Annotated in this window: 27 protein-coding genes; 14 read left to right on the top strand and 13 right to left on the bottom strand. The window is 63.5% G+C overall.

The window, feature by feature from the left end:
• Positions 1-17: 17 nt before the first annotated feature.
• The 7 genes from H7688_RS15165 to H7688_RS15135 all read right to left on the bottom strand — a co-directional run bounded on the left by H7688_RS15165 (position 18) and on the right by H7688_RS15135 (position 9,414).
• Entirely contained in the window at positions 18-1,181 is a 1,164-nt protein-coding gene (locus H7688_RS15165; RefSeq protein ID WP_198424498.1) for an ABC transporter permease, read from the bottom strand.
• Positions 1,168-2,466 carry an ABC transporter permease gene (locus tag H7688_RS15160; RefSeq protein ID WP_183362023.1) on the bottom strand — a complete coding sequence of 433 codons (1,299 nt, stop codon included), beginning with the start codon at positions 2,464-2,466 and terminating at the stop codon, positions 1,168-1,170. The genes H7688_RS15165 and H7688_RS15160 overlap by 14 nt, the downstream gene beginning before the upstream one ends.
• 9 nt (positions 2,467-2,475) lie before the next feature.
• Complete coding sequence (locus H7688_RS15155) at positions 2,476-3,939, bottom strand: Fe-S-containing protein (RefSeq protein ID WP_183362022.1); 1,464 nt, start codon at positions 3,937-3,939, stop codon at positions 2,476-2,478.
• 427 nt (positions 3,940-4,366) lie between these two features.
• Entirely contained in the window at positions 4,367-4,897 is a 531-nt protein-coding gene (locus tag H7688_RS15150) for an iron transporter (RefSeq protein WP_183362021.1), read from the bottom strand.
• A gap of 90 nt (positions 4,898-4,987) precedes the next feature.
• The gene (locus H7688_RS15145) at positions 4,988-6,964 is read right to left on the bottom strand and encodes an FTR1 family iron permease (RefSeq protein WP_183362020.1); all 1,977 of its coding nucleotides are present in this window, start codon (positions 6,962-6,964) and stop codon (positions 4,988-4,990) included.
• A gap of 235 nt (positions 6,965-7,199) precedes the next feature.
• Positions 7,200-8,849, bottom strand: a complete 1,650-nt coding sequence (locus H7688_RS15140) for an alginate export family protein (protein WP_246329828.1) — start codon at positions 8,847-8,849, stop codon at positions 7,200-7,202.
• A gap of 85 nt (positions 8,850-8,934) precedes the next feature.
• Positions 8,935-9,414 carry a Fur family transcriptional regulator gene (locus tag H7688_RS15135; RefSeq protein WP_183362019.1) on the bottom strand — a complete coding sequence of 160 codons (480 nt, stop codon included), beginning with the start codon at positions 9,412-9,414 and terminating at the stop codon, positions 8,935-8,937.
• Between the two features lie 655 nt (positions 9,415-10,069).
• Between H7688_RS15135 and H7688_RS15130 the strand changes: the two genes are divergently transcribed.
• The 6 genes from H7688_RS15130 (at position 10,070) to H7688_RS15105 (ending at position 13,604) form a co-directional block, all read left to right on the top strand.
• On the top strand, positions 10,070-10,327 hold the full coding sequence (locus tag H7688_RS15130; RefSeq protein WP_183362018.1) for a hypothetical protein: 258 nt from the start codon (positions 10,070-10,072) through the stop codon (positions 10,325-10,327).
• Positions 10,328-10,345: 18 nt separating this feature from the next.
• Positions 10,346-10,528 carry a hemin uptake protein HemP gene (hemP, locus tag H7688_RS15125; RefSeq protein WP_246329827.1) on the top strand — a complete coding sequence of 61 codons (183 nt, stop codon included), beginning with the start codon at positions 10,346-10,348 and terminating at the stop codon, positions 10,526-10,528.
• A 230-nt stretch (positions 10,529-10,758) separates the two neighbouring features.
• Entirely contained in the window at positions 10,759-11,010 is a 252-nt protein-coding gene (locus H7688_RS15120) for a FeoA family protein (RefSeq protein WP_183362017.1), read from the top strand.
• The gene (locus H7688_RS15115) at positions 11,007-11,234 is read left to right on the top strand and encodes a FeoA family protein (RefSeq protein WP_183362016.1); all 228 of its coding nucleotides are present in this window, start codon (positions 11,007-11,009) and stop codon (positions 11,232-11,234) included. The genes H7688_RS15120 and H7688_RS15115 overlap by 4 nt, the downstream gene beginning before the upstream one ends.
• Entirely contained in the window at positions 11,231-13,474 is a 2,244-nt protein-coding gene (gene feoB, locus H7688_RS15110) for a ferrous iron transport protein B (RefSeq protein ID WP_183362015.1), read from the top strand. The genes H7688_RS15115 and feoB overlap by 4 nt, the downstream gene beginning before the upstream one ends.
• Before the next feature lies 1 nt (position 13,475).
• Positions 13,476-13,604 carry a FeoB-associated Cys-rich membrane protein gene (locus H7688_RS15105; protein WP_183354693.1) on the top strand — a complete coding sequence of 43 codons (129 nt, stop codon included), beginning with the start codon at positions 13,476-13,478 and terminating at the stop codon, positions 13,602-13,604.
• Between the two features lie 250 nt (positions 13,605-13,854).
• Here H7688_RS15105 and H7688_RS15100 read toward each other — a convergent pair whose 3' ends face one another.
• From H7688_RS15100 to H7688_RS15075, 6 genes are all read right to left on the bottom strand, one after another.
• The gene (locus H7688_RS15100; protein WP_183362014.1) at positions 13,855-14,937 is read right to left on the bottom strand and encodes a phosphatase PAP2 family protein; all 1,083 of its coding nucleotides are present in this window, start codon (positions 14,935-14,937) and stop codon (positions 13,855-13,857) included.
• 230 nt (positions 14,938-15,167) lie between these two features.
• Entirely contained in the window at positions 15,168-15,608 is a 441-nt protein-coding gene (locus H7688_RS15095; protein WP_183362013.1) for a hypothetical protein, read from the bottom strand.
• A 129-nt stretch (positions 15,609-15,737) separates the two neighbouring features.
• Positions 15,738-16,352: a flavodoxin family protein gene (locus H7688_RS15090; protein WP_183362012.1), complete on the bottom strand. Its 615-nt coding sequence runs from the start codon at positions 16,350-16,352 to the stop codon at positions 15,738-15,740.
• Between the two features lie 342 nt (positions 16,353-16,694).
• Positions 16,695-16,844 carry a hypothetical protein gene (locus H7688_RS15085; RefSeq protein ID WP_183362011.1) on the bottom strand — a complete coding sequence of 50 codons (150 nt, stop codon included), beginning with the start codon at positions 16,842-16,844 and terminating at the stop codon, positions 16,695-16,697.
• A 171-nt stretch (positions 16,845-17,015) separates the two neighbouring features.
• Positions 17,016-18,260, bottom strand: coding sequence for a GGDEF domain-containing protein (locus tag H7688_RS15080; RefSeq protein WP_183362010.1), 1,245 nt, complete (start codon positions 18,258-18,260; stop codon positions 17,016-17,018).
• 99 nt (positions 18,261-18,359) lie between these two features.
• Positions 18,360-19,976 (bottom strand): thiolase family protein, encoded by a 1,617-nt coding sequence (locus H7688_RS15075; RefSeq protein ID WP_183362009.1) that lies wholly within the window; start codon positions 19,974-19,976, stop codon positions 18,360-18,362.
• Positions 19,977-20,096: 120 nt separating this feature from the next.
• Between H7688_RS15075 and H7688_RS15070 the strand changes: the two genes are divergently transcribed.
• The 8 genes from H7688_RS15070 to H7688_RS15035 all read left to right on the top strand — a co-directional run bounded on the left by H7688_RS15070 (position 20,097) and on the right by H7688_RS15035 (position 26,428).
• A complete protein-coding gene (locus tag H7688_RS15070; protein WP_183362008.1) occupies positions 20,097-20,450 on the top strand; it encodes a VOC family protein in 354 nt (117 codons plus the stop codon).
• The gene (locus tag H7688_RS15065) at positions 20,450-20,917 is read left to right on the top strand and encodes a WbuC family cupin fold metalloprotein (RefSeq protein ID WP_183362007.1); all 468 of its coding nucleotides are present in this window, start codon (positions 20,450-20,452) and stop codon (positions 20,915-20,917) included. Before H7688_RS15070 ends, H7688_RS15065 begins: the two co-directional genes overlap by 1 nt.
• Before the next feature lie 4 nt (positions 20,918-20,921).
• Positions 20,922-21,476 carry an SH3 domain-containing protein gene (locus tag H7688_RS15060; RefSeq protein ID WP_183362006.1) on the top strand — a complete coding sequence of 185 codons (555 nt, stop codon included), beginning with the start codon at positions 20,922-20,924 and terminating at the stop codon, positions 21,474-21,476.
• A 257-nt stretch (positions 21,477-21,733) separates the two neighbouring features.
• The gene (locus H7688_RS15055; protein ID WP_183362005.1) at positions 21,734-23,038 is read left to right on the top strand and encodes a pyridoxal phosphate-dependent aminotransferase; all 1,305 of its coding nucleotides are present in this window, start codon (positions 21,734-21,736) and stop codon (positions 23,036-23,038) included.
• A gap of 283 nt (positions 23,039-23,321) precedes the next feature.
• Complete coding sequence (locus H7688_RS15050; RefSeq protein ID WP_183362004.1) at positions 23,322-24,161, top strand: CheR family methyltransferase; 840 nt, start codon at positions 23,322-23,324, stop codon at positions 24,159-24,161.
• A gap of 93 nt (positions 24,162-24,254) precedes the next feature.
• A complete protein-coding gene (locus H7688_RS15045) occupies positions 24,255-25,568 on the top strand; it encodes a methyl-accepting chemotaxis protein (RefSeq protein WP_183362003.1) in 1,314 nt (437 codons plus the stop codon).
• Positions 25,568-25,993, top strand: a complete 426-nt coding sequence (locus H7688_RS15040; RefSeq protein WP_246329826.1) for a chemotaxis protein CheW — start codon at positions 25,568-25,570, stop codon at positions 25,991-25,993. Before H7688_RS15045 ends, H7688_RS15040 begins: the two co-directional genes overlap by 1 nt.
• Positions 25,994-26,062: 69 nt before the next feature.
• Positions 26,063-26,428, top strand: a complete 366-nt coding sequence (locus H7688_RS15035; RefSeq protein ID WP_183362001.1) for a response regulator — start codon at positions 26,063-26,065, stop codon at positions 26,426-26,428.

Here is a 26,428-nt window from a genome sequence, read left to right as displayed (position 1 = left end):
TCGCCACCATCCCGGCGTTATTCGTCCTTCAGCACCCGAGCCGGCACGATCCCCAGGGCCATACGGACCGGCAGCGCCGCTGCGGCGAGTGACGCCAGAAGTGACGGGATCAAAGCCACCGGCAGCACCACCGGCCGGAAGGTGATGGCGGAGCCGAAGACCGCCTGCCCCAGCACCTGTGCCAAAATAAATCCCATACCCAGCCCCGCAACGACCCCGGCCACCCCGATGATCATGATCTCGCAGAGAAACTGCAGCACCACGCCGCGGTCATCGGCGCCGATCGCCTTCATGAGCCCGATCTCCCGGGTGCGCTCGGAAACCACCGCGATGAGGGTGGTCATCACGCAGAGTGTGGTGACGCTCAGGATGATCACGGCGACGATGGCCATGAGCCCCTTGATCCGGTCCAGGATCTTGCCGTCCGAATAGGAAACCTTGCGGATCGGCTTGGCGTCCAGGTTCGGGAACTCGCGTTCCAGCTGGGTCGAGAGAGTGTCGATGTCGGTCCCCTGGGTCACCACGCTCGCCATGATGTGGTTCACCTCGCCGGGCACCCCCAGCACCTTGCCGGCCAGGGAGAGGTTCACGAAGATCTGGTCGTCCTCGGCCTGGCCGGTCTCGGCGATCCCCTTCACCGTCAGCCTTCTCTGGAAGCCGTTCTCGGCATGCATCACGTTGACGCTGTAGCCGATCTTCAACTCCATGGTCTTCGCCAGGTGCTTCCCCACCATGCAGGAATCCTCGTCGAAGCTCACGCTCACCCACTCCCCCTCGACCTGCCAGTACGGGGAGAGCCTCCTCAGGCCCGGGAAGTCGACCCCGGCCATGACCGCGTTCCCCAGGTCGAGGCGCACCAGGCCATAGAGATAGGGCGAAGCGCCGATCAGCTTGTCCGGCGGGATCATCTTGAGCGCCGCCTGGCCGGCCTGCGCCCCCATGCTGCGCTCGCCGGCAGCGGCCTTCGGTCCAATGAAGAAGTTGGCCCCGTAGGTCCTCAACTCCCGGCTCATCTTGGCGGAGATGTCGAAGTAGACGCAGGCGAGCGCCGTAATGATGGAGGCGCCGATGGCCACCGAGCAGAAGGTGATGGCGACGCGGTTGCGGCGCACCTTCAGAGATTTGAAGAGGATGCGCAGGAACATCCCGGTCTGGCTGGGACTGGTACTATTTGCGGCCATGGAGCACCTCCGCGGGAAAGAGCCTGGTGATGAGCCTGGAGGGGACCAGGGAACCGGCCAGGGCGATCAGGATCGAGATCACCACGTTGACCGGGATGACGATCAGGTGGAACGAGACGGTGGCGCCGAAGATGGAAAGCCCGATGAGCTGCGCCAAGAGCGCCCCGGCGCCACAGCCGATGAGCCCCCCGATCAACCCGACCAGGGCGCTTTCGCTCAAGAAAAGGAGGTAGACCTCCCAGTCCGCAGCACCGAGGGCTTTCATGAGCCCGATTTCCCGGGAACGCTCCATGATGGTGGTCACCATGAGCGAAGAGATCCCCAATCCCGAGGCGATGAATGCAGCGATGGTCACCACCACCATGAGGAGCTGGATCTTGTTGACCACGGTCCCCTCGCTGGCTGCCACCTGCCAGATCGGCCGTGCCGCGGCGCTGGGGATCGCCTCCTCCAGTTGGTGCGCGATGGAGCTTACGTAGGCGGTGCAGTACCAGCGGTCGTATTCCAGCGAGTCCAAGGCGTCCGCGCCGTGGCGCGCCTTGCGCGAGAGCCGGTCCTCGGGGACGGTGAGTGCGCTCACGCTGACCGACTGCACCTTTCCCGTGTGCCCGTAGATGCGCTGGGCCAGAGCAAGCGGCGCGACCAGGGCCGACTCCTCGGCGCCGCCGGTGCTCAGGATGCCGGCGACGGTCACCGCTTCCGGCTGCGTGGGCGCCAGGGCGTAGCGCACGGTGAGCCGGTCGCCTACCTTGAGCCCGAGCTTGCGCGCCAGGGTGGCGCCGGCCAGGACCTCGTCCGTTTTGCTGTCGTCCGGCCAGTTCCCCTTGACCCGCCAGAAGGGGTTGATCTCACGCACCCCGGTGCGGAACTCCTCGTTGCCGGCGAACTTGACCAGACGCGAGAAATAGGTGCCGATGATCGGCACGGCCGCCCCGCCCTTCCCTTCCAGCTTGGCGGGAACCTTGAGGAACGGTGCGTAGCCGGCGATGTTGTTGTGCCAGAAGATCTCCTTCATCTTCCCCAGGTCCTGCTCCTCGAGGAAGACCTCGCCCTTCAGGGGGTTGTAGTCCACCCCGCCGATCTCCAGCGGGAGGTTCTCGCTCTTGGGGACCAGGTTCAGGTTGGCACCGTACGACTTCATCTCGCGGGACATCTTGTCGCCCACGTCGATGGAGATGGTCATGAGCGCCGTTATCAGGCTGGCGGCCAGGATGATGGTGGAGGTGGCGAGCAGCTTTCTGCGGCGCCCCCGGAAAAACGATTGTCGAAGCATCAGCAAAAACATGGCGTCTCCTTAGGCCTGGCGGTAACCCTGCACCCGGAAGTTGCGGGCGGGGTCGGCTCCGGCGAAGCGCTCGGGCGTGGCCCGGAACTGCTCCAGCGTCTTCTCGTTCTCGAAGAAGTAGATCCTCCCCTTGAACTCCTCGCGGAAGGGGGCCTTCAGGTTGATGAGCTCCTTGCCGCTCACCGGGTCCTTCACCTTGATGGAGAGCACCTCGCTGAAGTAGCGCGCCCCCTTGTCCAGCTCGCGCGCCGAGATGACGATCTCGCTGCCGTTCGCCTCGTGTTTGAGCGGGATCGGGTTGCAGCCCCCTTCCTTGCCGATGGAGGGGACGAAGATGCGCACGTTGCAGGCGATGCAGACGATCTCGTTCTTGTTCTGCAGGTAGCCCAGGTCGCCGCAGAGCATGCAGGCGTCAAAGACCACGCCGACCCTGGGAGGCCCGGAGGCGCCGGCGCCGCGGGTGTTGATCAGGAAAAAGCGAACCAAGTGCCCGTCGTCGGTCAGGTGCGAGAAGCGGTGCAGCTTGCCGTCGGCGACCTGGGCGACCGGGATCCGGATCAGCCCGGCGGCGTCGGGGGTGAGGCGGACCGGTGTGGAGATGCGCGGCGGCCGGGAGGCGTAGAGGTCGTAGAAGGCAAGGACACCCACGATGACGACGCTCAGGTAGAGGGCGCTTTTCAGCCAGCGGGTCTCGCGCAGGATGAGGCTTTTGGTCTTGCGGCGTGGTGCGGGCTCCAGCGCGGCGAGCTCGGCGTGTTCCGGGACCTGGCGCCCTTTCCAGATCAGCAGGGCGAGCGCGACCAGGATGGCGAGCTCGCCGTAGGGGGCGAGGTGGGCGTATTTGCCGACCTTGGCGACGACGGAGAGCCTCAGGCTGGTGAGCTCGATCCGCTCCAGGCGCATCAGGGCGAGCAGGAGGTCGGCGCCCCAGGGGACGGCGATCAGGGTGCCAATCAGGAAGAGTCCCCAGCTGAGCCGGCGGCGCGGCGAGCGCTCGGCCACCTGGGCTGCGACCGGGACCAGGACCGCGGAGCAGAGCAGGGCGATGAGGATGCCGCCCAGGTTCAGGATCAGCTCGGAGTTGAGCACCGTGGTCGTGGAGAGCGCCTCCTCTCCGGAGGCCGCGAGGAAGCTGAAGATGGCAGCGGCGGCGAGGGCCGCCTGATAGCAAAGCGCCGGCCACCACGCGAAGGGAGCGGGCTCCTGGCGGCGCCGTGTCAAAATAAGAGCGGCTACGGCGCCGGTAGCGACGAGCCCCAGGCCAAAGAGCGTGGCGCGCGAGGCGGTCACGGCCTCGAGCTTCAGGGCTACCAGGTAGGTAAGCGCCCCCGCCGCCAGACCGGCTGCCGGTGCGCCGAACAGCCAGCGACCGGGCTCACCGGAGCGCGAGCAGCGCAGCGTCGGAAGCAAAAGCCCCGCGACCAGGGCGAGCGGCAGGAAGGCCCGCATCAAATGCACAAAATAGGAAAGCATCCTCTTCTCCTCCCGGGCGCCGGCAAGGGCTCCGCAGGGTTTAAATCATCAAAAAGCTGGTGGTTGTACTCCCCTCGCCCTTTGGGAGAGGGGTGGGGGTGAGGGCGGTGCCACGAAGTGACGTCGACGCCCCGGCCGCCCCCTCACCCCGGCCCTCTCCCGAAGGGCGAGGGAGAGTCGGCAAGAGCGATGGGGACGAGAAAAGCTACCGACAGGCTCCCCTCTCCCCTTGCGGGAGAGGGACAGGGTGAGGGGGAAGGCGCCACTTCTTTGTCGATGGCAGCTTCACCCACCCCCCCCGCCCCCTCCCGTCAAGGGAGGGGGTGATATTGTTGCCACGCCCCCGCGCTGGCAACTGAAAAGCCGGGAGGAGCCGCGGCTTACGCAGGCTCCTCCCGGAAGGTTGTTACCGGGCCCCTACCCCCGCCTAGTTCTTCTTGATCGGCACGTACTTGAACTTGTACTCGGCGCTGAAGGGCTGGAACCACTTGCCCACGCCGCTGAAGACGTCGGTGTGCCGGCCGAAGCCCTGCTTGGACGGCGGCTCGATGCTGAAGGTGAGCTTGTAGTTGCCCGCACCCATCATCTTCACGTTGCTGCCGTAGTGCGGGCCGTCCTTGGCCACCATCGGCATAAAGGTCCCGGTCTTGGAGGCGCCAGTGTCGGTGTTCACCAGCTTGTAGCTCACGGTCAGGTAGGGAATCCATTCGCCGGCGCCGAAGCCGTTGGGATTGCCGCGCAGGGCGTGGATGTCGGCCTCGAGATGCACGTCAGCCTGGGAGGCCGGGAGGTCGGTGCCGCGCGGCTCCATGTCGATGGGGCGCAGGTAGACCGCCGCCACCTTCATATGGTTGATCTCTTTCTCCTCGCCGATCGGGTATTCCTTCAGTTTGTCGGCCGCCAGGGCCCCCTGGGCGAACGCCAGAACCATGATGCTCAATGCCAGCAACTTCTTCATTGTGTGCTCCTCCTCGTTAGTGTGTCCGGGCCAGCTGCCCGGAATGCTTGTCGCTATGGTACGGGCGGTACCAAAACGGTAATCGCTGCCTCAGGCACCGGCCTGCTGCGGGCGTTTCTTTCCCATCAGAATAAGTGCGGCAAGTGCCGCCAGCAGCAGGGCAGCCTGCGGCAAGAGGGTCTGCAGGTAGGGGTAGATCCCCAAGGCCGGAAGGGTCGGCATCCAGGGGACGGCCGACGGTACGAAGAGTTTTCCCTCAACCAGCTCCATCACCCCTTTGCCGGCGAAAACGAAGGAGAGGTAGTAGAGCAGCCCGCCGGTGGCCAGGAAGAAGGGGCGGATGGGGAGCCGTATTGCGCCGTGGCGCATGACCAGGTAGATGACGAAGAGCAGCGCACAGCCGGCCACGAAGCCGCCGGCGATGGCCCCCAGGCCGGTGCCGGCGGCATCCGCCCCCAGCGCCTGGTAAAAGAGCACCGTCTCGGCCCCCTCACGATAGACCGCCAGGAACGCCGCGAACCAGAGCCCTTTCAGCGAGTTTGAGGAGAGCGCGCTCCCCACTTTCTCTTTCAGGTAGCTGGACCACTTCTGCGCCTCGGCCTTGGAGACGATCCAGTAGCTCACGCTGAAAAGGACCAGCGAAGCGAGCAGCATGGTGGCGCCTTCGGTCGCCTCCTGGCTGGCGGCGGAGGTCTTGAAGACCCATTTCACCAGGACCGCGGTAATGACGCTTAAAACCAGGGCACAGCTGACCGCGTTGTAGATGACCTTGAGCTTCTCGCGGTTGCCGCTCTTCACCAGGTAGGCGATGATCGCGGTGATCACCAGGATGGCCTCGAAACCTTCCCGCACGATGATCATCAGTGAGTAGATAAAGAGCGCCCTCGGCGAGTCGCCGCCCTTGCCGAGCAACTTGGTGGCCTTCTCAAGATCGGCCTTCATGTTTTCCAGGGTTCCCTGAAGGGCTTCGGCCGGTGCCTTTGCCTTCAACTGTCCCACCAGCTGACTGAAGTGTGCCTCGATCCCAGCTTTGAGATTTGCGTCGCGCGCCCCGATCTTCGATTCCATTCCGGTCGACTCGAAGATGTCGAAGTAGGCGTCCTGCACTGCAGCGACCGCCTGGGTCGCGTCACCCTTGCCGTAGAGCTCGATCGCCCGCTGCACCTCGGCCACCAGGTCGCCGGAGACCTTGTTCCAGTCCTTCTCGGGACCGCTTGCCGTTGCCGGTTTGCCGGCATCCCCCTTGGCGACGGCGCCGTCAATCGGCCCGAGCGTCGGGAGTTCCTCGTTGAGCGCGCGCACCAGCGCGGCACAACCGGTCTCGACCTCGGCCGGCGTAGCAGCGGCGCGCATCAGCTTGGCTATCTGGCTGAAGGCCGCGTTGTGCTCGAAATCCCGCTCAGGGGAGACGTAGCGGCGCACCGCCGTGGAGAGCAGGCTGTTTTTGTAGTCGTCGAACTGGGCCTGGATGACCTGGTCACCGGCGCCCTTGCCGTCCCCCTTCTTCTGGGTTTCCCGTGCCTTTGCCAGGTTGGCTTCGATGGCATCGACAGCCTGGCGCCAGACCGGCTCGATGTGTGCCGCTTTCTCGCCGCCGGTCGGGCCCGCCTTCTTGGTGGCATCTTCTGCAGACTTGGCGCCGCAGGGCTCGCCGACCAGTTCGATGCCGCTTTCCAGTTCCGGGCCGACCGCCCGCAGCTTCACCATGAACGCGCCGATGCTCTTCTCCAACTGGTCAGCCGAAACCTTGGCGACGATCATCTTGCGGATGGCGACGAAATCCTCCTCGAGCTCGATGTTCTTGCGTGCCGAGACGTTGACCCGAATCAGCCCCTCGAGGTTTTCGTAGACCTCGAAGTAGGCCGCCTGGGCCTTGGCCTTGGCACCGGGGAGATCCCCTTTTTTGTAAAGTGCCAGGGACTGGTTCAGGTAGGATCCGGTCTCCTCGATAAGGGCGGTGCCGTTTCCCTTCTTGGCACCGGCGGCGCGGGCGTCGGACCCGCTCCAGCCAATGAGTACCGCGGCGAACAGCGTCACCAGGACGGCGATGGACGCTACTTTTTTCATGACATGCCTCGCATTTAAGGTTTCCAGATGGGGCCACTGGGGCCCGTGCAGCAGTTACGGTTGGCGGGACGCAGTGAGTGCGCCCCGCCCCGTGCGTTCGGGCAGAACGTTTATCGGGAGCTGACCACCAACCCGGAGGATGCAGTGCTCCCAGCGCCGGCGCACCTATAGGTGGACCGGTCCCTCCCCCTCCCGCAGGGGGAGGGGGAACATTCCGTGAACGGTCGAGAGCCGGTTAGCCCTCTATCTTGGCGGCGCGTTTCTTGGTTTTGTCGATGTTGAAGGTGAGCATCGCGTAGAAGTACTTGATGTCTTCCGCGCTGCCCGAGGCGTCGCGGAAGAAGCGCTCGGTGAACATGTGGTCGTAGGAGAGCTGCAGGGTGAGGTCCTTGGTGAAGGCGTAGCTCACGCTGAAATCGGCCTCGGTGCCGATCCGGTGGCTGAACCCGGGCTCGGTGCTGGAGGCGACGAACTTGTGCGCGGTGGCCGAGAAGCTCAGCTGGTCGGTGAGTTCGACGCCCCAGCCCAGGCTGTAGACCTGCATGCCGGAGGCGTGGTGCTCGCCCACGTCGATGCCGGAGAGATCACCCACGGCGTGCATGTCACCCACCAGGGAGGAGTCGTTATTGGGGTTGCGGAATTCGCGGTTGGGATTCTGGCTGCCGGAGCCCACGGCGTAGCTGGCCAGGAAGTGGTGTTTCATGCCGAAGGTTTCTACCTCGCTGGTCAGGTCGAGGTGGCCGCCGTAGGCGTCGATGGTGTCGTTGCCGCCAGTTACCTCGTTAAAAGCACGGCCGGTCTGCACCACCGGCTCGAACTCGAGACCGAAGGGGCCAACCTTGGAGACGCTGCGCAGACCGATGCTGTCCAGGTGCGCTCCGGCGTGGCGCTCTTCGGCGCCGGAGTCTCTCAGGTAGTAGACGTCGAGCGAGCTGTCCTCGGAGGGTGCGTAGGTCAGGTAGGCGCCGTAGAGGTTACCGCCGACGTCGGAGAAGGCTTTCACGTAACGGCCGCCCAACAGGTCGAGGTTGACCGAGGCAGTGGGCTTCAGGCGCACCCGGACCGCGTCAAAGCTGAGGCCGTCGAAGGCGGTGTCGGAGCCCTGCATGAAGGCGCTGCCGTAGACGAACTCCTGGCGGCCGGCCTTCACGCCGACGTAGTCATGCTCGGGGAGCCGCGCCTCGATGAAGCCCTGGTAGAGCCCGAACCTGCTGTAGCGCTGGCTGCTCCCCTCGTAGCCGTAGCCCTGCCCTTCCAGGTGCAGGTCGAGGTAGTCGGTCGGGTGCCAGTAGGCGTAGGGCTTCACGCGGTACAGGAAGCGCCCCTCGTTGTGGCCGGCGTTAAAGGTGTCGGGGAGGTTATAGTTGCGGGCCCCTTCGCCGCGCAGGAAGCCGTTCACGCCCACCTTGTAGACGAAGCTCGGGCTTTCCGGCTCGACCAAGGCAAGAATCTCCTCGATGGTCTTGCGCTTTTTAAGGTAGTTGGGCTGCTGGGAGAGCTCGTTATCGAGGGCGAGCCTCAGCCTTGTGATATCCTCCAGGTCATCCTTCAAAAGCAGGCGGTTGCCTTCCTTCTCGTAGGTATCGACGATGCGGTCCAATACGGCGATCAGACACTCGGCCAGTTCACGTCGGGAACAACTGCGCCCCTGGGGGAGCTGCTTGTCCGCTGCGTACTTTTTCACCAGGTCCGCCATCTCTTGGTAGGCCCAGTGCTCGCTGGTGACCTGCTCCGGTATCTCCGTCAGGTCCGCGGCCTTGTGCTGCTCGGCGGCGAGGGGAGCAGCCTCGGGCTGCGCCTCGGCGGCCTGCACAACGGCGGCACCACCAGCAAGCGCGCTCGTCAACAATGAAATAGCCAGTGCCGAACGAATCCTCATATACATCTTTCCCTCCTCAGTCGGTTGGAGGAGCCAAAGCGGCTCCGATTGCAGGTATGGTTCTAAAAAGCCCCTTTTTCGGGGTTGTATCTCATAGTTCAGCAAGCTGGTAACCGGTGTCCCGCGCCAGCGCGCCGGGTGCGGACTCGAGGCACTGGCTGCAGACACCGCGCAGTTCGATCTGCAGGCTTTGAATCTTGAAGCCGTAGTCCTTGACGATGCTTGCTTCCAGCTGCCCCAGTCCGGCACTCTCGAATTCGGTAATGGTACCGCAGGCAGTGCAGAGCAGGTGGTTGTGGCGCACCTCGGTGACCAGCTCGTAGCGGGTGAGGCCGTCGCCGAAGCGGATCTCGCGGGCGATCCCGGACTCGGCGAAGAGTTTCAGCGACCGGTAGACCGTCGCGTGCCCGATCTTCGGGTACTTGGCCCGGAGGATCGGGTAGAACTCGTCGACGTGCAGGTGACGGCCGAGTTCAATAAAGGCCTCCAGGATGATGTAGCGCTGCCGAGTGATCTTCAGACCGCGCTCGGCCAGGTACCTTCTCAGTATCTCTTTCGCATTACGCTGCATGGAAGCCTCTGGTCGCCGTGCGGGGAGCCTTGCCAGCATTTTTGAATTTCAATTTCACACAACGGGCAGAAAAACACAGTTGGCAGCTGAACGAACGCGGGGAGTACCAAACAGAGACGAGCTCATCCGGGCGTTAAGGTGCCGATATCGTTCTCTTGGCTGGCTTTTGGGGGCTGGCTTATCGAGGGGAGGAGGGTTGGTTTTGAAAGTTGAATTCGTTTATACGGGCAGCCCCTGAAAAAGTCAAGGTCTTTTTTTAATGATCAACTGCGCGAACGCCTCACCCGCCGCGACACCGACTCCCAGGGGAACTTACCCCGAGTCTCCCGTACCCAGTTCTCCTCATCCCATTCATCCCATTCATCCCTGTTGATTCCGCCGTTCCCCCTATATCCCTCACACCCCGCCTGCCTGATCCCGTTCATCCCTGTTTAAATTTTGTCTTGACTTCCTCGAAACTCGCCGCTATAAACGATTTCAACTTTCAAAACCATATTCACCGCATATTCCGGACACCCCGAAGCTGCGGCCCCGCCTAAAGACCATGCAGCGCGGGGAGTGGTAACAGTTTCACCCCACGCTGCACACCACACAAACTATCTCGACTTGCGTCGTTATACTGAAAATGGAAGTCATCACCACCGGATGATACCCCATGCGTGTAGCTGTGCTGAGCGGTCAGGAGTGCCTGGTAGACGAAGTTTCGCAGTCCTCCCGGGCAACTGGCGCCGGATTGTGGTTCCTGGACCAGCAGCCGAGCGCGCCCGAGGACTGGGATGCCGTGGCCATCTTTACCGGCGCCAGGGTCCATCGAGACCGCAGCACAGCAGCTTCCCCGAGCGACTGCACCCCCCTTAATTGCCTTTCCTGCGACGGCGCCGCCCTTTGCGGCAGCCGCGCTACTATAAACTGAGCAGCACCTGGAGGTCCCATGATGAACGTCGCCAGCGGGGAGAGCCAATCCACCGCCCCCAAACGCGCCCACGCAGTCAAGCCTAGAACCGTCACCAGCGCCGACCTGATGGGCGGCGGCAAGGAGCTCATCATCCTGCACGCCGACGCCGAGTACCTGCTACGCATCACCAGCAACGGAAAACTGATCCTCACCAAATAATCCCCGACCGGGGCCCCAGCCAGCCACGTCGCCGCCCGGCGACACCAGCCAGCCTCCAGACAAGTAAGACATTAAGGCAGCCAAGATGCGCCCCCGCGCTCTGCTTCCTCCGCACCGCCCTTTGGCGCTCGGGTATTTGCTACCCGTGCACGCGCCCAAGAGAGCTCCGGTTCGGCCGGTTCAAGCACACGCAAGCCAGGACGCAACGCCAACCCAGAAAAGGAGTAACCATGATACCCCTCGGACTTTTAAGTACCGGCGAACACGGAGAGATCGTCGACATCAAGATCACCCCTTCCGGAGGTTCCTGCTGCGAGAAGAGCAAATGCGATTGCCGCATCGAAGACCTCGGACTGCGCATCGGGAAAACGGTGCAGATGCTCAATAACGGCAGCCCGGTGCTCTTGAAGGTAGACGAATCAAGAATAGCCGTCGACCGCAGCATGGCGATGAAGATTTTGATCAAGGAGGCAGGGCGATGAATCTGGCAGGACTTAAGCCGGGGCAGAAGGGACGCATCGTGTCCATCGGGGCGATTGGCCCCTTGAAGCGGCGTCTCATGGACATGGGGGTGTTGGTGGGCGAAGAGGTGAAGGTGGTCAAGGTGGCGCCGATGGGGGACCCCATCGAGGTTTTCATCAAGAGCTACAACCTCTCGCTGCGCAAGAACGAGGCGGAAGGCATCGCGGTGGAGGTGTTGGCATGAACGGTCAGACCGTAGTGAAGGAGCAGGAGAGCCCCATGAAACGTGGCAACCTGCGCCCGGTGGAACAGCGGGTCGTCACCATCGCCGTCGCCGGCAACCCCAACGCCGGAAAATCGACACTCATCAACGCCATCGCCGGTTCGCGCCTGCACGTGGGAAACTGGCCCGGCGTCACCGTTGAGAAGAAGGAGGCATCCTTCGACTACCAGGGGACCAAGATCAGGCTGGTGGACCTCCCCGGTACCTACTCGCTCTCCCCGTACACCCAGGAGGAGATCATCGCTCGTGACTACCTGGTGGAGGAACGCCCCGACCTGATCCTGAACGTGGTGGACGCCACCAACCTGGAGCGCAACCTCTACCTCACGGTGCAGCTCATGGAGTTGGGGATCCCGGTGGTCATGGCGCTCAACATCTACGACGAGGCGCAGGCCAAAGGCTACCGCATCGATGTCGCTCAGATGGAAAAGATGCTGGGGATCCCCGTCATCCCGACCTCCGCCACGAAAAAGACCGGCCTGGACCAGCTGCTCGAGGTTGCAGTATCCGGCGAAAAAGGGCAACAGGTTGCCGCACCGCACCAGCTCAATTACGGCGAGGACATCGAGGCGGCGGCGGAACTCATCGCCGGCAGCCTGCGAAACTCGCACCCGGGGCTTTTGGAGCGCTATCCTACCCGTTGGCTGCTGCTGAAACTGGTGGAAGGGGACGCCGAGGTGCAGAAGACGACGAACCTCACCGACCAATCGCTGCTTTCCGAAGCGCTGTACCACCTGCGCCGCGCCCACGGCGAGGATCTCGAGGCGGTGCTCGCCGAGGTGCGCTACTCGCTGGCCACCGGACTCACCCGCGAGGTGTTGAAAAAGCCCGAACTCCCGAGGACCGAAGTCACCGAGAAGATCGACCGCATCGTGCTGCACCGGGTGTTCGGGATCCCGATCTTCCTGGCCGCCATGTGGATCATGTTCAAGCTCACCTTCGACGTCTCGAAGCCGCTGGCCGACTGGATCTCCACGATGATCGCAGGGCCCTTCAAGCACTGGGCAGAGGCGCTTTTGGGGCTGATCCACGCCCCGGAGTGGACCGTGTCGCTCGCCACCGACGGCATCATCGCCGGCACCGGCAACGTGCTGGTCTTCGTACCGATGATCTTCGCCATGATGTTCTTCATCACCTTTCTGGAGGGAAGTGGCTACATGGCGCGTGCGGCCTTCGTGATGGACCGCGCCATGCACGCCATCGGTCTGCACGGCAAGTCCTTCATCCCGATGCTCTTGGGCTTTGGCTGCAACGTACCGGCCATCTACGCCACCCGGACCCTGGAGAACCCGCGCGACAAGGCGCTCACCGCCCTGTTGGTGCCGCTCATGTCCTGCGGCGCGAGGCTTCCGGTTTACGTGGTATTCATCGGCGCCTTCTTCCCGAAAAACGGCGGGACCGTGCTCTGGTCGCTCTACGTGATGGGGATTGTGCTCGCCATCGTCATGGGCTTCATCTTCAAGAAGACCCTCTTCCGCGGCGACGCACCGATGTTCATCATGGAGCTCCCCCCGTACCGGGTCCCCTCGCTCAAGAGCCTCATGATCCACACCTGGGAGAAAGGGAAGCACTTCCTGGTGAAGGCCGGCACCTACGTCCTGGCCGTCTCCATCATGGTCTGGTTCCTGTTGAACCTCCCCTGGGGCGTCGAGCACAAGCGCGACTCCTACCTGGGGCAGGTGGGCGCGGCGGTCGCCCCGGCGCTCTCCCCCTTGGGCTTCGGCTCCTGGGAGGCCAGCTCCTCGCTCATCGCAGGCCTGGTCGCCAAGGAAATCGTGGTCGGAACCATGGGCGAGATCTACGTGAAAAAAGCCGAGGAGAAAAAGGCGGAGAAGCCGACCTTTGCCCAGGATCTCCAGACGGCGGGTTCGGGACTCGTGAAGGCGCTCGGCGAATCGGTGAATAACGTGACCTCGACGTTCGGTGTCTCCAGTCTCTCGACGGCCGAGGACGCCGAGAAACTGGCCGAGCGCACACCGCTCAGGGAAGAGCTCAAGAAGCAGTTCACGCCGCTGGCCGCCTACGCCTTCATCACCTTCGTGCTCTTGTACATGCCATGTGTGGTGGCCGCGGTCGCCATGGTGCAAGAGTTCGGCACCTGGAAATGGTACGGCATAGCCTTCGGCTACCAGATGGTGCTCGCCTGGAGCATGGCGCTTCTCGTCTACCAGGGCGGCAAACTACTCGGATTTGGAGGGTAACATGGGAATTTCGGATATGATCATCGCAACGGTCATCCTGGCGGGAGCCAGCTACCTGCTCTACCACTCGCTCTGGAAGAAGAAGGGACATTGCCACGGCAGCTGTGACGGGAGTTGCCACAAGAAATAGGCGGCGCGTCAAGAGTTGTGCCCTTTGATTCATACAGCGTCCACACGAGCGTGGCGGCGTTGAAACAGAAGAACCCGGAAGCTTTAACCGAGCCTCCGGGTTCTTTTTTGCTCAGACTTACATGGTGGTTGTCCTCGTCCCCACGCTCCCACCTGGGAACGAAAATATAACGCCCCCTCTCCCCTTGCGGGAGAGGGTCGGGTAAGGGGGAAGCTGATAGCTCCTTTGCACCCGCGCGACACGGGCTCCGTTAAAACTGCACTTCGCAGATGAGCGCTGCTCCTCCCTCCAAAGCCTTAGGGACCAGGGTCAGCGAGCCTTGTGTCGCGCCCCCCTCCCCTTCTTGCGCCGTTCCGGCAGGCGGACCGAAGCCGTAGTGCAGCAGGCGCGGCAAAAGGAAACCTGAGATGAGCCCTAGCCCCGCTCCCGCGAGGACGTCGGTGGTGTAGTGCCGGTCGGCCATGATGCGCAGCAGGCCGGTCGCCGCGGCGACTCCCAGCGAGGTGCCGCAGACCAGACGTTCGTTTCCCGGGTCCTGGTAGAGGTGCTGGTAGGCGTGGTGGGTGCAGATAAGGCCTGCCCCGGTGAACGCGAAGGCGACGTGCCCGCTGGGCATGCTCCGGTTGCGCTGTTCGTAGTCTTCGCACCGGGTACCGACGCAGGTACGGGCGTAGGGTTTCTCACGGCGTATGGTGTTCATGAGCACGCTGGAGGCAAGGCTCGTGAAGGCAAAGGATTCCAGGTTGACCATCTCGGTCTGCCAGAGGGCGTCCCAGTTGCGGTCGCGCACCCCCAGGGTCGCCAGGGCATCTACTACTGGTGCACCTATCAGGGTCCCCATCAAAAGGTCCCCGGAGAATTCCGCGACCTCCCGCCCGCGCTTACTGGAGATGCGCAGAAGATCCCGTACCCCCTCGTCGAAGCCGTTACGCGCACTCCAACGTGGGGAACCCGGCTCGCCGTAGACGGATTCGGAGAACAGCGTAGCCCCGATGCCGAGCCCGGAGCCTAAGGAGTCCCACAGGCCGGCGCGCCTCCAGCGCCATTTGGAGCTTTCGGGTGCGGCACCACCCTGTGCAGCTGCAGCGCCGGAATCCGGCGCAGGGGGAGGTAATGCGATCCCGTCAAGATAGCCGCCAGTCCCCGACCAGGGGCCAGCCGGGCTGAAGATCCGGTCCGGGGCTTCGCTACAGAGCCCTTTTTCGTTGGTCTGGAAGGTTTTGGAACAGGAGGGAGGCGGGTCGGCCGCTGCGGCAGGCAGCGCGAGCGGAGCCAGAAGCTGCACCGCGCAGGCGAGAAGTACGACGATGTTGACGGGTACGATGCGAGCCATTGCATTATTGAATACTACTAAGAACACCTGTCAAGCGCGGAAGATGCGAGGTGCGGATCTACGGAAGGGGGGCATCAGGATGAGCCGGGAAGCACACAGGTAAGCCGGGGGCGTCAGGAACGGGATCGGCACGACACCCGGCGCCAACTTCGGCGCGCAGGGTACACGGGTGGGGCACCGGGAGGTAAGCAGCTGCGACGACCTCAAAGCGGTCGCCGCGCTGCAGACAGCTAGGACTGGCCCGAGAAACTGCGCCAGTAGTCGGAAGAGGAAGTCTGCTCGATTTCTCTGAGGACCGCATCGTTACTGCGGGAAGAGAGCACGGCAACGCTCTCCTTCACCCGGTGCAGCAGGCCGTCCTTCTTGTCGACGTCCGTCCCCACGGTGAACTGGTCGCAATCCCCGGCCAGGTTCTTGATCTGGATGAAGATCCCCGGTTTATCCTGGCGGCTCCTTTTACCAAGGGGCTTCACCAGCGATTCGTACCCGCTCCAGAGCGCGTTTGCCAACTCGGCGGCGGCGGCGTTGTCCGGGAGGATGACACGCCAGTCGATGGCGGCCGTCATGATGATGCCCGGCGGCGGCTGTGCCACGAAGTAGTGGCCCTGCGGAGCCGCGTCCGCGAGAAGGGCAAGAAACCGGTCCGCTGTCACCGAATCCTTGACATGCATGAACGCACCCTGGATTAACATAGCACCTCACTCAATGATGGGAGATCGTAGTACCTGCTGGATGAGATCAACCAAATCCCGCAGCACGGGAATAAATGACGGGCAAGCTGCCGCTATTCCAGGAAGCCTTCAGGCCTCGCTGTGCGAGAGCTTTTTTCCGAGGAGCCGGGCCTTTTTCCTGATCCGGTCACTGGGCGACTGGCGCTCTTCCCGGGCGGCAAGACCTATGAAGAGCACTCCGATGGTACGGGCTCCCAACAGGCCCGCGGTCTGCTTGAGCAGTTTGACGAGCGTGCTCCCCAGACGTGCCAGGAAGGCCGGTGCCGCCGAGGAAGCAACCAGCACCGCGCGACGGGTCAGATCCCTTTTGCGCGGCTTGGGCGCGGGGGCGCCCCAGGGCCAGTAGGCGTAACAGACCAGCCGCTCGATGAAGCGCTTCATGAGAGCTGTCACGGTGGCGAAGTTGGTCGGCGAGGCCAGGATGATCGAATCGGAGGCCTCCAGCCGGTCGAGGACCGCTCCCATCTCGTCGGCTATCGGGCAAAGACCGCGGGCTGCCCCGGATTCCTGGGCGCACAGGCGGCAGTTGGTACAGAATTCCACCCGGATATCGGAGAGGTAAACCTTGAAAACCTCGGCCCCTTCCTCCCGGGCCGCCTCTAGTATCTCATCCACGGTCTGATCGATCATGCCACCCTTGCGGTAGCTGCCGACGATCGCTGTTACCTTTACCTGCTTGGACATCAATACCCTCTGAACCTCGGCTCTCCAAACCGGGAGCCGGTACCTACCGACAAAAAACCCTCACCGGAACCTTCGACATAGCGCTCTTTTCCGCACGATGACTGAGGCACGATTTCGGGATATGGCATAACAAAAACTCTATGACAGTAAGCGGATGTTGCTATGACAGCACACGCTATTAGCTTGGCTTAAACTACTCCAGCTAATGACACTGTGTCAAGCATTTAGCCGGCATTTGAGAGAATTTTCTTACGGACGAATTTGATCCGAATAGGCGGGAACATCGCCCCTTCCCGATGCAGAAGGGGCGACGAATGTCCAGTGGTGGGGTTCTGTCTGTAGTTACTGAGGGTTGTCCGACTTCTGGGCGGCCTCTCGAGCCTTTTTCTCCAGTTGGCGGCGACGACGCCCGCCCATGAAACTCTCCTCGACGATGATGGCAATGAAGAGCACGACGAAAAGCAGAAAGATGATACCGATGAATTTGAACATGAAATGAAGCTCTCCTTAGGCGTGGAACCACCCGACCAACGGGTGCGGGTCATGGTGTTTGTATTTATTACGGCCAGGTTTTCCCGAGTGGCACCGCCCTCACCTTAACCCTCTCCCGGGGGGAGAGGGGACGGTGGCAACCCCAGTCTCAGCCTTAACCTCAACCTGCTTTTACGTCGCCACCTGGTTGCGGCCGCGCTGCTTGGCACGGTAGAGCGCCTTGTCGGCGGCCTGGATCACCTCGGACGGGGTGCGCAGCGTTTCACTGGCCGCCGCCACACCGATACTGACGGTGATCGAGGCCGATTTCCCGGCTCCGCCGCTGCCACCGGCACGCTTCACCTTCCCCTGCTCGGCCTCCTTGGGGCGGTCCGCGCCCCTCAGCCAGAGCTGGTAACCGGCCACCGTCTCGCGCAGTTCCTCCAGGTGGTCCGTGACCTCTTTAATCGAGCGTTTGGGGAAGATGATGGTGAACTCCTCGCCGCCATAGCGGTACGGTCGCCCGCCCCCCTTCACCTTGGTGAGCTTGGAGCCGACCATCCTGAGCACCTGATCTCCCACGTCGTGCCCGTAGGTGTCGTTGAAGCGCTTGAAGTGGTCCACGTCCAGCATGGCCACCACGTAGCTGCGCCCGAGCCCCATGACCTGTTCGTTCAGGGCGCGGCGCGAGGGAAGCCCGGTCAACTCGTCGGTGAACGCCATGTTGTGCGAGTCCTGCAGGACCCCGATGGTCAAAAGGAGGGCCGCCACCGTCACGAAGAGCGACGCGGGCAGGGGACTGTCTACCCGGTTCAGGGCGATCCCCAAGGCGACAAGGCTCCCCAAGAGGGCGACGTCGATCGGGAGCCGCCGTTTGAAGACCCGCAGCGCGACCAGGAGGTCGGCCACCAGGAAAAAGAACAGGGAGGACTGGGGGAGCAGGAAGCGGTCGAAGACGGGCCACCGGGAATAGTGGTGCGCGATCAGCTCGGCGAGCGGGCTGTAGTCCTGGCGGAAACGGGCCATCCAGTACACCGCGAGTGCCTGCGCTGCCAGGAACCCGAGGCGCAGGCGCCCGGCGTGGCTGAAGATCCCCCGTTCACGCATGAAGCAGAAGAGTGCCAGGTTCACCGGGATGAGGACCGACAGGCTCAAAAAGAGCACCCGGGGTACCGGCTCCGTAACGCCGTGGACCAGGGCCCCGCGTTGCACCAGGTACAGCGCGGCCACCAGGAGGAGAGCGAAGAAGACCCGACCGCGGTTGAAGGCGAGGCTCAGCCCGAAGCCGCCGATTAAGGCCAGGTAGGGGGCGTAGGCGGTGAGTTCCTGCTGCGGTGCCGGCAAAAGCGGTATTCGCGGCAGGGCGGCGAACGCTGCGGCAAGCAGCGCGGCGGGGAGCGCTAGCACGGTAAAGCGTTTAATAAGTGCGTACGACACGGGTGGTTACGGTCTCCGTCGCGTCTAATGTGAAATTAAGGGCGCGCACACTATACCGTTAGGCGCGCTCCCGCGCAACGTCAAAGCGCAGGAGCTCTCCTACGGCTGGGGAACCCCGCCTCCGGTGAGTTTTTTCCAGCCGCTGCCGGCGAGTTCCAGCATCCCGTTCCAGGTGCGCTGGTAGAAGCGGCGCACCGGGATCCGGTTCACCAGGATCTCGTCGCCGTTTTTCTCCAGGCTCACCCCGTCCCCGGGTACCAGGCGGGTCATCGCCTCGTAGTGCTCGCCGCCGATGCCGAACAAAAAGGAGTATCTGCCGCCAGGCGCGGCGCAGGAGACCACGATGATCACCGCCTCGGGCGCCCCGGTCTTGAAGTTGAAGCGGGTGGTGGCGGTAACGAAACGTCCCTCCAGCACACCCGGGGTCCCCATGAGCTCGCCGAGGCAGACCTGCTTGGGCTTCAGGTGCCCCAACTGCGGCAGCCCCCAGCTCTTCACCTCCGGGTGCGGCCGGTTCCGGTAGTGGCTGGTGCGCTCCAGAAGCGTCACCACGTTGTTGTTGATCGGCCCGCCGATCGAGTGGGCAAGCCCCATCTGGAAGGCGCCGGAGCTGATCAGCCGGTGGTTCTCCACGATCTGGATCATGCCGGTCGCCCCGAGTGGATGGCCGCGCCCCTTGAGACCGCCGGTCACGTTGGTGGGGAAGGCGCCGTTCAACCCGGTGAGCTCGTCGTTCAAGAGCACCTCCACCAGCCGGCGCCGGGGAACGAAGCCGAGATCGACCATGTTCACCGGCCCGAAGCCGTTGAAGGGGTCATGCATGTTCACGTGGATCTTCCCGGCGAACCTGGTGATGTCCCTGATCCCCGCCATGGCATAGGCCTCGGCGGCGGCGCGTACCGTGGCCGGGAAGGAGTGGAAATAGGGGCGGTCGGCGATGGTCGGGATATCGGTGGCGCTCCCCACGCCGGAGACGATCACCTCGTGGGGAGTGGCGCTCAATAGGACCGCCGCGACCCCGTCGGACATCGGGCAGAAATCGTGGTAGCGCAGGGGCCACCAGTAGCGGTAGTTCTTGCCGTCCACGATCTGCCGGTAGTACTCCTCGAGCGGGATCTCGAAGTTCAGGTGTGCGTCGGGGTTTTTGGCAGCGAAGCGGTGCGAGCGCTGGGTCAAAAGCGCGGAGAAGGCGGTCCACTCCTCCTCGGTAAGCTTCAGCCGCTCCATGAGCGAGCGCGCCACCAGGGCGCCGCAGGCGGGCATGGTGAGGCCGAACTCCGCCTCGTCCTTGTCGATCACCCCGGCGACGATGCGGGTGGCCTGCGGGGTGGGGACGTCGCTCATCTTCTGGATACCCAGCGCGAGCACGTGGTCGCAGCGCCCCGAGGCGATCTGCAGGTAGGCGTACTCGAGCGCCGAGGCACCCGAGGAGGAGGCGGTGTCGATGAGCACCGACTTGGCACCCGAGATGCCAAGCACCCCCGCCACCTTGGCGGCGGTGTTGTCCACGCCGGAGAAGGCGACCGGGTTCTGGCAGCCGACCACGACCGCGTCGATGTCCTGGCGTCTCAGGCGGCTCCCGGAGAAGACCTCGCCCGCCTTCTCGGCCATCTCCAGAAAGCTGAGCCCCTCACGCTCCCGGCCGTTGTAGCGCCCGACCGGTGCCATATAGGAGGAGGCGACGTAGACCTCTCTCGGAACGAATCTCTGCCCCACGATACCCTCCTGCCGAGGGCGCGCCTGGCGCGCTGGCGCGGCTCAATAACTCTTGCCAGCGCCGGCCCTCTCTGCTATGTATTAAAACGCTGTCACAACATATCATCGAAGGTGGTCCTCATGGTAGAAAAAATAAAGAACGTGGTGGTTTTCGTTCGCGATTTTCCCGCAGCGCGCACCTTTTACCGGGAATGGCTGGGGCTCCCTGCCGGGCAGGAGACCGAGTTCATGATGGAGTTTTTGACCGGGCAGGGAACCACGCTGGGGATCGCCACGGCTTTGCACGAAGACGCCCAGAAGCTGGTCGGGCGTCACACCGGAATCACCTTCACCGTAAAGGGGCTCGAGGAGTTCTGCTCCCGCCTGCAGGAAAAAGGGGCCCGTTTCACCGAGCCCCTGGAAATCACCCCCTGGGGGAAGATGGCCGTAATCGCCGACCCCGACGGCAACGAGTACGCCCTGGTGGAGGGGTAATGCAGATCGTCGATCGAAACCTCCTGGACCAGGTGAGCGCCCAGGCCCGCAGCGCTCACCGTCTGAGGAAGAACCACAACCTGCACCAAAGCGACGCATCCCGCTGCCACCGCCTGTTGAACGCCATCGAACCCGGCACCTTCATCAGGCCGCACCGCCACCTCGATCCCGAAAAGGACGAGACCTTCGTCTGCCTGCGCGGCCGTCTCGGCGTGGTCACCTTCGACGAGGCGGGGACGATCCTCGAGAGCGTGTTGCTCGAGGCCTGCGGGGACAAGCTCGCGGCAGACGTCCCCCACGGCACCTTCCACACCGCGGTCTCGCTGGAACCCGGCACCATCTTCTTCGAGGCCAAGGCCGGCCCCTACCTGCCGCTGGCCGCCGGGGAGAAGGGGGAGTTCGCCCCCGAAGAGGGGAGCGCCGAGGCCGCCGGCTACCTGGAGCGCCTCGCCGCGCTGTTCGCCTAGACCGATGCGATACCTCGTTTCTCTTACACTCCTGATCCTCATCGCTGCGACCGCCTGGGCCGCGGCTCCCCTGCGCCCCTACAGCGGTTGCGGCGTGCTTCTCGCCCAGGGTGCGCCGGGGGCGGAGCCCAGTCCCCTCCCCTTCTACGCGGAGCCCGGGGTGCAGCGCCTGGCCGAACTCGACCTCGCCGCACTGCCGCGCCTTTCCGGCGACCGGGAACAGCCGGTCCTCGCCGTGTACGCCACCAAGGGGGGCTGGCTCAAACTCGCCTGGGACGATGCCGGACGCTCCGGCTGGGTCGAGGGTGCGCGCAACTGGGAGTACCGCAGCTGGGACGACTACCTCACCGGCCGCCAGGTGAAGGTGCTTCCCGGTCTCAAGAAAAACCTCTACGCTCTCAAAGGAGCCCCGCGTGACGGGAGCGCCGACGCGGGGAACGTGACCCGGGACCAGCAGGTGCGTATCGTCCAGGTCACCGAGGATTGGGCTCGTCTGGAGCGCCCGGCGGGGTGGCTGCGCTGGCGCGACGTCGACGGTCGCCTCACCGTTTCCCCCTGATTTTTTTCGCCGACAAAATCGTTGACTTTCCACCGACCACATGATATTCGATTAAGCCATGAATACGAACAGCGTTACATTGAGTGGCAGCGTCCATTCGTCGGCAGCAGCGGCCAAACCTTAACGGAGCCGCCACTGCTGATTCAAAACTAGAATTTTGACTAAAGGCCGTGGGGGACCCCCGCGGCCTTTTTACGTTGTAACAGCTTTTTAAAATTCACAAATACCAAATCAATGTTTCATGGGGGAAAACAGAGATGCGTAACGACATTGTGGCTCCCGGAGCCGGAGAACTGACTTACGAAATCAGGAACATCGTCAACGTCGCCGAGAAAGTCCAGCGTTTCGGGGTGAAGATCAACTGGGAGAACATCGGCGACCCGATCGTGAAAGGCGAGGTGATCCCCGCCTGGATGAAGGAGATCGTGGCGCACGCCGCGATGGAAGACGACAGTTACGCCTACTGCCCGACCCGCGGCGTCCTGGAAACCCGCGAGTTCGTCTGCAGCCTCACCAACGCCCGTGGCGGCGCCCAGATCACCCCCGACGACATCATCTTCTTCAACGGCCTGGGCGACGCCATCGCCAAGGTGTACGGCAACCTGCGCGCCGAGAGCCGCGTCCTGATGCCCTCGCCCACCTACACCACCCACTCCATCGGCGAGGCTTCCCACGCCAACGCCATTCCCGTCTGCTACCGCCTGAAGCCGGAGGACAACTGGTACCCGGACATGGAAGACCTGGAGTGTCACGTAAAGTACAACCCGCAGATCTCCGGGATCATGATCATCAACCCGGACAACCCGACCGGCATGGTCTACCCCGTCGAGGTCCTGAAGCAGATCGTCGCCATTGCCAAGGCCTACGACCTTTTCATCATCGCCGACGAGGTCTACTCCAACATCGTCTACAACGGCGAGAAGACCGTCCCCATCTCGGACGTGATCGGCGACGTGCCGGCCATCGCCATGAAAGGGATCTCCAAGGAACTCCCCTGGCCCGGCTCGCGCTGCGGCTGGATCGAGGTCTACAACGGCGACCGCGACCCGCGCTTCAAGAAGTTCGTCAACGCGATCCTCTCCTCCAAGATGAACGAGGTCTGCTCCACGACGCTCCCCCAGCGCTGCCTGCCGGCCATCATGAAGCACCCCCAGTACCAGGTCTACCTCAAGGAGCGCATCGAACGCTACGAGCGGATGAGCAATATCACCTATGACGCGCTGAAGAAGGTGCCGGGGCTGGCGGTGAACCGCACCAACGGCGCCTTCTACATGGCGGTCCCCTTCAAGGAAGGGGTGCTGAACAGCCGCCAGTCGCTCCCCATCGAGAACAACGAGGTGCGCGAGCTGGTGGAGGGGATCGTGAACCAGCCGGGCGTGGCGCCCGACAAGCGTTTCGTCTACTACGTGCTGGCCCACACCGGCATCTGCGTGGTGCCGCTCTCCTCCTTCAACACGAACCTGCTGGGTTTCCGGGTCACCCTTTTGGAGCGTGATGAAAGCGAGTGCCGCCGCATCTACGGCACCCTCACCGAAAAGATCGCCCAGTACCTGGCTTCCTAGCGGGAGCCGGCGTCGTCTGACCTGCAAAAGCCCCGCTCTTCCGGCGGGGCTTTTGTTATGCGACCTGATCCGCAACGCCCCTCTCCCAAGGGGAGAGGGAATCGCGGTCCTCAACATTAACCTCGTTCCTGCCGAAGAGCCTCTTACCAGCGCCGCAATTGACTTTTCCCCTGCAATTTGCTATGGATTCCTGACTCCAGCCGGCGCCCATGAAGAGGTTCCCGATGTCCCCCACCGCACCCGGCACGCGCCATTTGGCGCCCGCCCCAGATGGCCCCACCGCATGCTGATCATGCCGCGCGCCATCGATCCGGAAGATATCTCCCGGGAAACCTTCGACACCATCGGAAGGATCCTCAAGGACCGCTGCGGCTTTAGCCTTGACGGCTACAAGGACAAGTGCGTCAAACGGCGCATCGGCATCCGTGTGCGTGCCACCCAGTCCCCCTCCGCAGAGGCCTACGGCGCCCTGCTTACCCGCAACAGTACCGAGCTGGACCACCTTTTGCGGGTGCTTACCATCCACGTCTCCCATTTTTTCAGGAATCCCTCGACCTTCGAGAAGCTGGCCTACGAGATCCTGCCGCAGGTGTTACGCGAGCGCTGCCTGGACCGGGGGATCCGCGTGGCAAGCGTGGGGTGCGCCAGCGGCGAAGAGCCCTACAGCCTCGCGCTCATCATGAAGGAGCAGTTTCCCGAACTGGTGCAGCAGGGTGAGGTGAAGATCGAGGCGAGCGACGTGGATGCCACCACCCTGGAGCAGGCCCGGCAGGCCCTCTACCATGCGGACCGCCTGAACGAAGTACCGCAGGACCTGCTGCGGCGCTGGTTCAGCCGCGAGGGGGAGCGCTACCGGCTGAGCCCGGAGATCCGCGCGCTGGTGGACTTCAGCCGCGCCGACCTGAACGACGAGCCGGCCGCAGCTCCCTGCGACGTCATCCTGTGCCGCAACGTCCTGATCTACTTCGAGCGCAGCCGCCAGGAGATGATCCTGAACCGTTTCGCCGACGCGCTGGGACCGGGCGGTGTCCTGGTGCTCGGCAAATCGGAGTCGCTTTTCGCCTCGGCGCGGCGCCGGTTCCGCACCGTCTGTCCAGTGGAGCGGATCTACCGGGTCAGCTGACCTCGGGCCGCAACGCCTCAAGATCTGCCACCCACTATCGCTTGTGTTTGTCTCTCCCCTGAGGGGATTTTCAGTTAAAGGAGTCTGTCGACCATGTATATCCAGATCGGGTACAAATTCATCCTCGGGTTCCTGGCCGTCATCGCCTGCGTGGCATTCATCCCGGGCTGGGTGAAGCTTTTGGACTACGCCCCGGAGCTCACCCAGGTGCTCTCCTACGTGGTCGCGCTCACCATCGGCCTGATCCTCGGCTCCTTCTTCTCCAAGCGCTTCACCCGGAACATCCAGCTTTTGCGGGGCGCCACCGAGGGGATCAGCCAGGGAGACCTGGCCCGCGACGTGGAGATCCCCGGCTCCCGCTTCCCGGACGAAACCCACGACATGGCCCACTCGGTGAACGCCATGCTGGAGAGCCTGCGCGCCCTGGTGCGCAAGATCCGCGCGACCTCGGAGCGGGTTTCCGAGAGTAGCCGCACCCTCTCCTCCTCGGCCCTCGAGGTAAACGCATCCACCGAGGAGGTGGCACAGGCGATCGAGCAGATCTCGCTGGGTGCCGAGAACCAGGCCGAGATGGTGTCGAAGACCTCCAAGGTGATCCACGACATGGCGATTTCGGTTGACCTGGTGGCCCGCCGCGCCAAGGAGACCGCCAAGGCCGCCCACGAGACCAGCTTCACCGCCCAGCGCGGCGGCGAGCTCGCCAACGACTCGCTCATGCGCATGAAAAGCTTCTTCGACTCGATCGAGCTGATCAGCATCCAGTTCATGGATCTGAACGCCAAGCTGCAGCAGGTGGGGAAGGTGGCGGACTTCATCGTCGATCTGGCCCGGCAGACGAACCTCCTCGCGCTCAACGCCTCGATCGAGGCGGCCCGCGCCGGGGAGGCCGGCAAGGGGTTCGGGGTGGTCGCCGAGGAGGTGCGCAAGCTCGCGGACACCAGCGCAAAATCGGCGACCGACATCGTGGAGATGATCGACGTGGTCAAGCAGGAGAGCCGCCGGCTCCAGGAGACCATCACCGAAAGTTCGAAAAGCGTAGGTGCCGGCAAGAAGAACCTGGACACCACCGCCGACTCGTTCCAGCAGATCCTCGCCACGGTCGTGGAGACCGAGCGCCGCGCCAACTCCATCGCCGACCTCTCCCAGATGCAGACCACCGGTGCCGAGAAGATGGTCTCCATGATGGATGAGATCTCCAAGATCGCCGAGGACAACGCGGCATCCACCGAGGAGGTCTCCGCCGCCACCGAAGAGCAGTCCGCCGCCATGCAGGAGATGGTCTACCAGACCCAGGAGCTCGCCAAACTCGCCGACGAGCTGCTGCACTCGGTGGAGCGCTTCCGGCTCGACGACTCCGCCCCCTCCGTTACCCCCGTCGACATCACCCCGCCGGACGAGGAGGTGTGATGGAGGAACGCCTGCTCCTCTTCACGGTGCGCGGCGAAGGGTACGCCTTTGAACTCCAGGAAGTGGCCGAGGTCATGGAGCCTTCCGAGAGCTACCCGATCCCCAAGGCTCCCGTGCACTTCGTGGGGCTCATCAACTTTCACGGGGCGCTCACCGCGCTGGTCGACCTGGGGCTCTACCTCGGCAAGGGGCGCCAGGCGCGCAGCCAGGGGAAGTTCCTGGTGCTCGACCCGCGGCTGGCCGGCCTGGCACTCTGGGTAGACGGGGTCGAGTCCGTGGTGCCGGCGTCCACCATCCTGGCACGCAGTGCCGGTGACGGCGCACTCTGCACCGAACGTCTCGAGACGGCGCAGGGGAACTACCGGCTCGTCAAGGTGGAGACGCTGCTCCAGGCCCTGGAGCAAGGGCTTGCCGGCGCGGCCTGACCCGGACGGAGCACCGCCGCCGGCAGGAAATACAGTCAAACGCATCACGCGCAGTTTCTGGAGGAGTAAATGGCCACGACGGTCATGGTTGTCGACGATTCGCTGTTCATGAGAAAAATGCTGCGCGATCTGCTGGAAGAGCAGGGGTACCAGGTCATCGCCGAAGCCGCCGACGGCAACGAGGCGGTGGCAAGGTTTCGGGAAAAGGCGCCCGAGCTGGTTACCCTGGACATCGTGATGCCCAACAAGAACGGCCTCGAGGCGCTCGGGGAGATCATGGCGCTCGACCCCGCGGCCCGCGTGGTCATGTGCAGCGCGGTGGGCCAGGAATCGATGGCCCAGGAGGCCAGCCTGGCCGGCGCCAAGGCATTCATCCTGAAGCCCTTCAACCCCGAGCACGTGGTCCAGGTGCTCAGGGACGTCTGCGGGGGATAA

Origin of the sequence: Geomonas limicola, assembly GCF_014193675.1 — a bacterium.
GTDB classification, from domain to species: Bacteria; Desulfobacterota; Desulfuromonadia; order Geobacterales; family Geobacteraceae; genus Geomonas; species Geomonas limicola.
This window is presented reverse-complemented; position numbering and strand designations above follow the sequence as displayed.

Coding starts and splice junctions, on each gene's coding strand:
- H7688_RS15165 (WP_198424498.1), bottom strand. CDS start 1,181: ATGGCCGCAAATAGTACCAGTCCCAGCCAGACCGGGATGTTCCTGCGC.
- H7688_RS15160 (WP_183362023.1), bottom strand. CDS start 2,466: ATGTTTTTGCTGATGCTTCGACAATCGTTTTTCCGGGGGCGCCGCAGA.
- H7688_RS15155 (WP_183362022.1), bottom strand. CDS start 3,939: ATGCTTTCCTATTTTGTGCATTTGATGCGGGCCTTCCTGCCGCTCGCC.
- H7688_RS15150 (WP_183362021.1), bottom strand. CDS start 4,897: ATGAAGAAGTTGCTGGCATTGAGCATCATGGTTCTGGCGTTCGCCCAG.
- H7688_RS15145 (WP_183362020.1), bottom strand. CDS start 6,964: ATGAAAAAAGTAGCGTCCATCGCCGTCCTGGTGACGCTGTTCGCCGCG.
- H7688_RS15140 (WP_246329828.1), bottom strand. CDS start 8,849: ATGTATATGAGGATTCGTTCGGCACTGGCTATTTCATTGTTGACGAGC.
- H7688_RS15135 (WP_183362019.1), bottom strand. CDS start 9,414: ATGCAGCGTAATGCGAAAGAGATACTGAGAAGGTACCTGGCCGAGCGC.
- H7688_RS15130 (WP_183362018.1), top strand. CDS start 10,070: ATGCGTGTAGCTGTGCTGAGCGGTCAGGAGTGCCTGGTAGACGAAGTT.
- hemP (WP_246329827.1), top strand. CDS start 10,346: ATGATGAACGTCGCCAGCGGGGAGAGCCAATCCACCGCCCCCAAACGC.
- H7688_RS15120 (WP_183362017.1), top strand. CDS start 10,759: ATGATACCCCTCGGACTTTTAAGTACCGGCGAACACGGAGAGATCGTC.
- H7688_RS15115 (WP_183362016.1), top strand. CDS start 11,007: ATGAATCTGGCAGGACTTAAGCCGGGGCAGAAGGGACGCATCGTGTCC.
- feoB (WP_183362015.1), top strand. CDS start 11,231: ATGAACGGTCAGACCGTAGTGAAGGAGCAGGAGAGCCCCATGAAACGT.
- H7688_RS15105 (WP_183354693.1), top strand. CDS start 13,476: ATGGGAATTTCGGATATGATCATCGCAACGGTCATCCTGGCGGGAGCC.
- H7688_RS15100 (WP_183362014.1), bottom strand. CDS start 14,937: ATGGCTCGCATCGTACCCGTCAACATCGTCGTACTTCTCGCCTGCGCG.
- H7688_RS15095 (WP_183362013.1), bottom strand. CDS start 15,608: ATGCATGTCAAGGATTCGGTGACAGCGGACCGGTTTCTTGCCCTTCTC.
- H7688_RS15090 (WP_183362012.1), bottom strand. CDS start 16,352: ATGTCCAAGCAGGTAAAGGTAACAGCGATCGTCGGCAGCTACCGCAAG.
- H7688_RS15085 (WP_183362011.1), bottom strand. CDS start 16,844: ATGTTCAAATTCATCGGTATCATCTTTCTGCTTTTCGTCGTGCTCTTC.
- H7688_RS15070 (WP_183362008.1), top strand. CDS start 20,097: ATGGTAGAAAAAATAAAGAACGTGGTGGTTTTCGTTCGCGATTTTCCC.
- H7688_RS15065 (WP_183362007.1), top strand. CDS start 20,450: ATGCAGATCGTCGATCGAAACCTCCTGGACCAGGTGAGCGCCCAGGCC.
- H7688_RS15060 (WP_183362006.1), top strand. CDS start 20,922: ATGCGATACCTCGTTTCTCTTACACTCCTGATCCTCATCGCTGCGACC.
- H7688_RS15055 (WP_183362005.1), top strand. CDS start 21,734: ATGCGTAACGACATTGTGGCTCCCGGAGCCGGAGAACTGACTTACGAA.
- H7688_RS15050 (WP_183362004.1), top strand. CDS start 23,322: ATGCTGATCATGCCGCGCGCCATCGATCCGGAAGATATCTCCCGGGAA.
- H7688_RS15045 (WP_183362003.1), top strand. CDS start 24,255: ATGTATATCCAGATCGGGTACAAATTCATCCTCGGGTTCCTGGCCGTC.
- H7688_RS15040 (WP_246329826.1), top strand. CDS start 25,568: ATGGAGGAACGCCTGCTCCTCTTCACGGTGCGCGGCGAAGGGTACGCC.
- H7688_RS15035 (WP_183362001.1), top strand. CDS start 26,063: ATGGCCACGACGGTCATGGTTGTCGACGATTCGCTGTTCATGAGAAAA.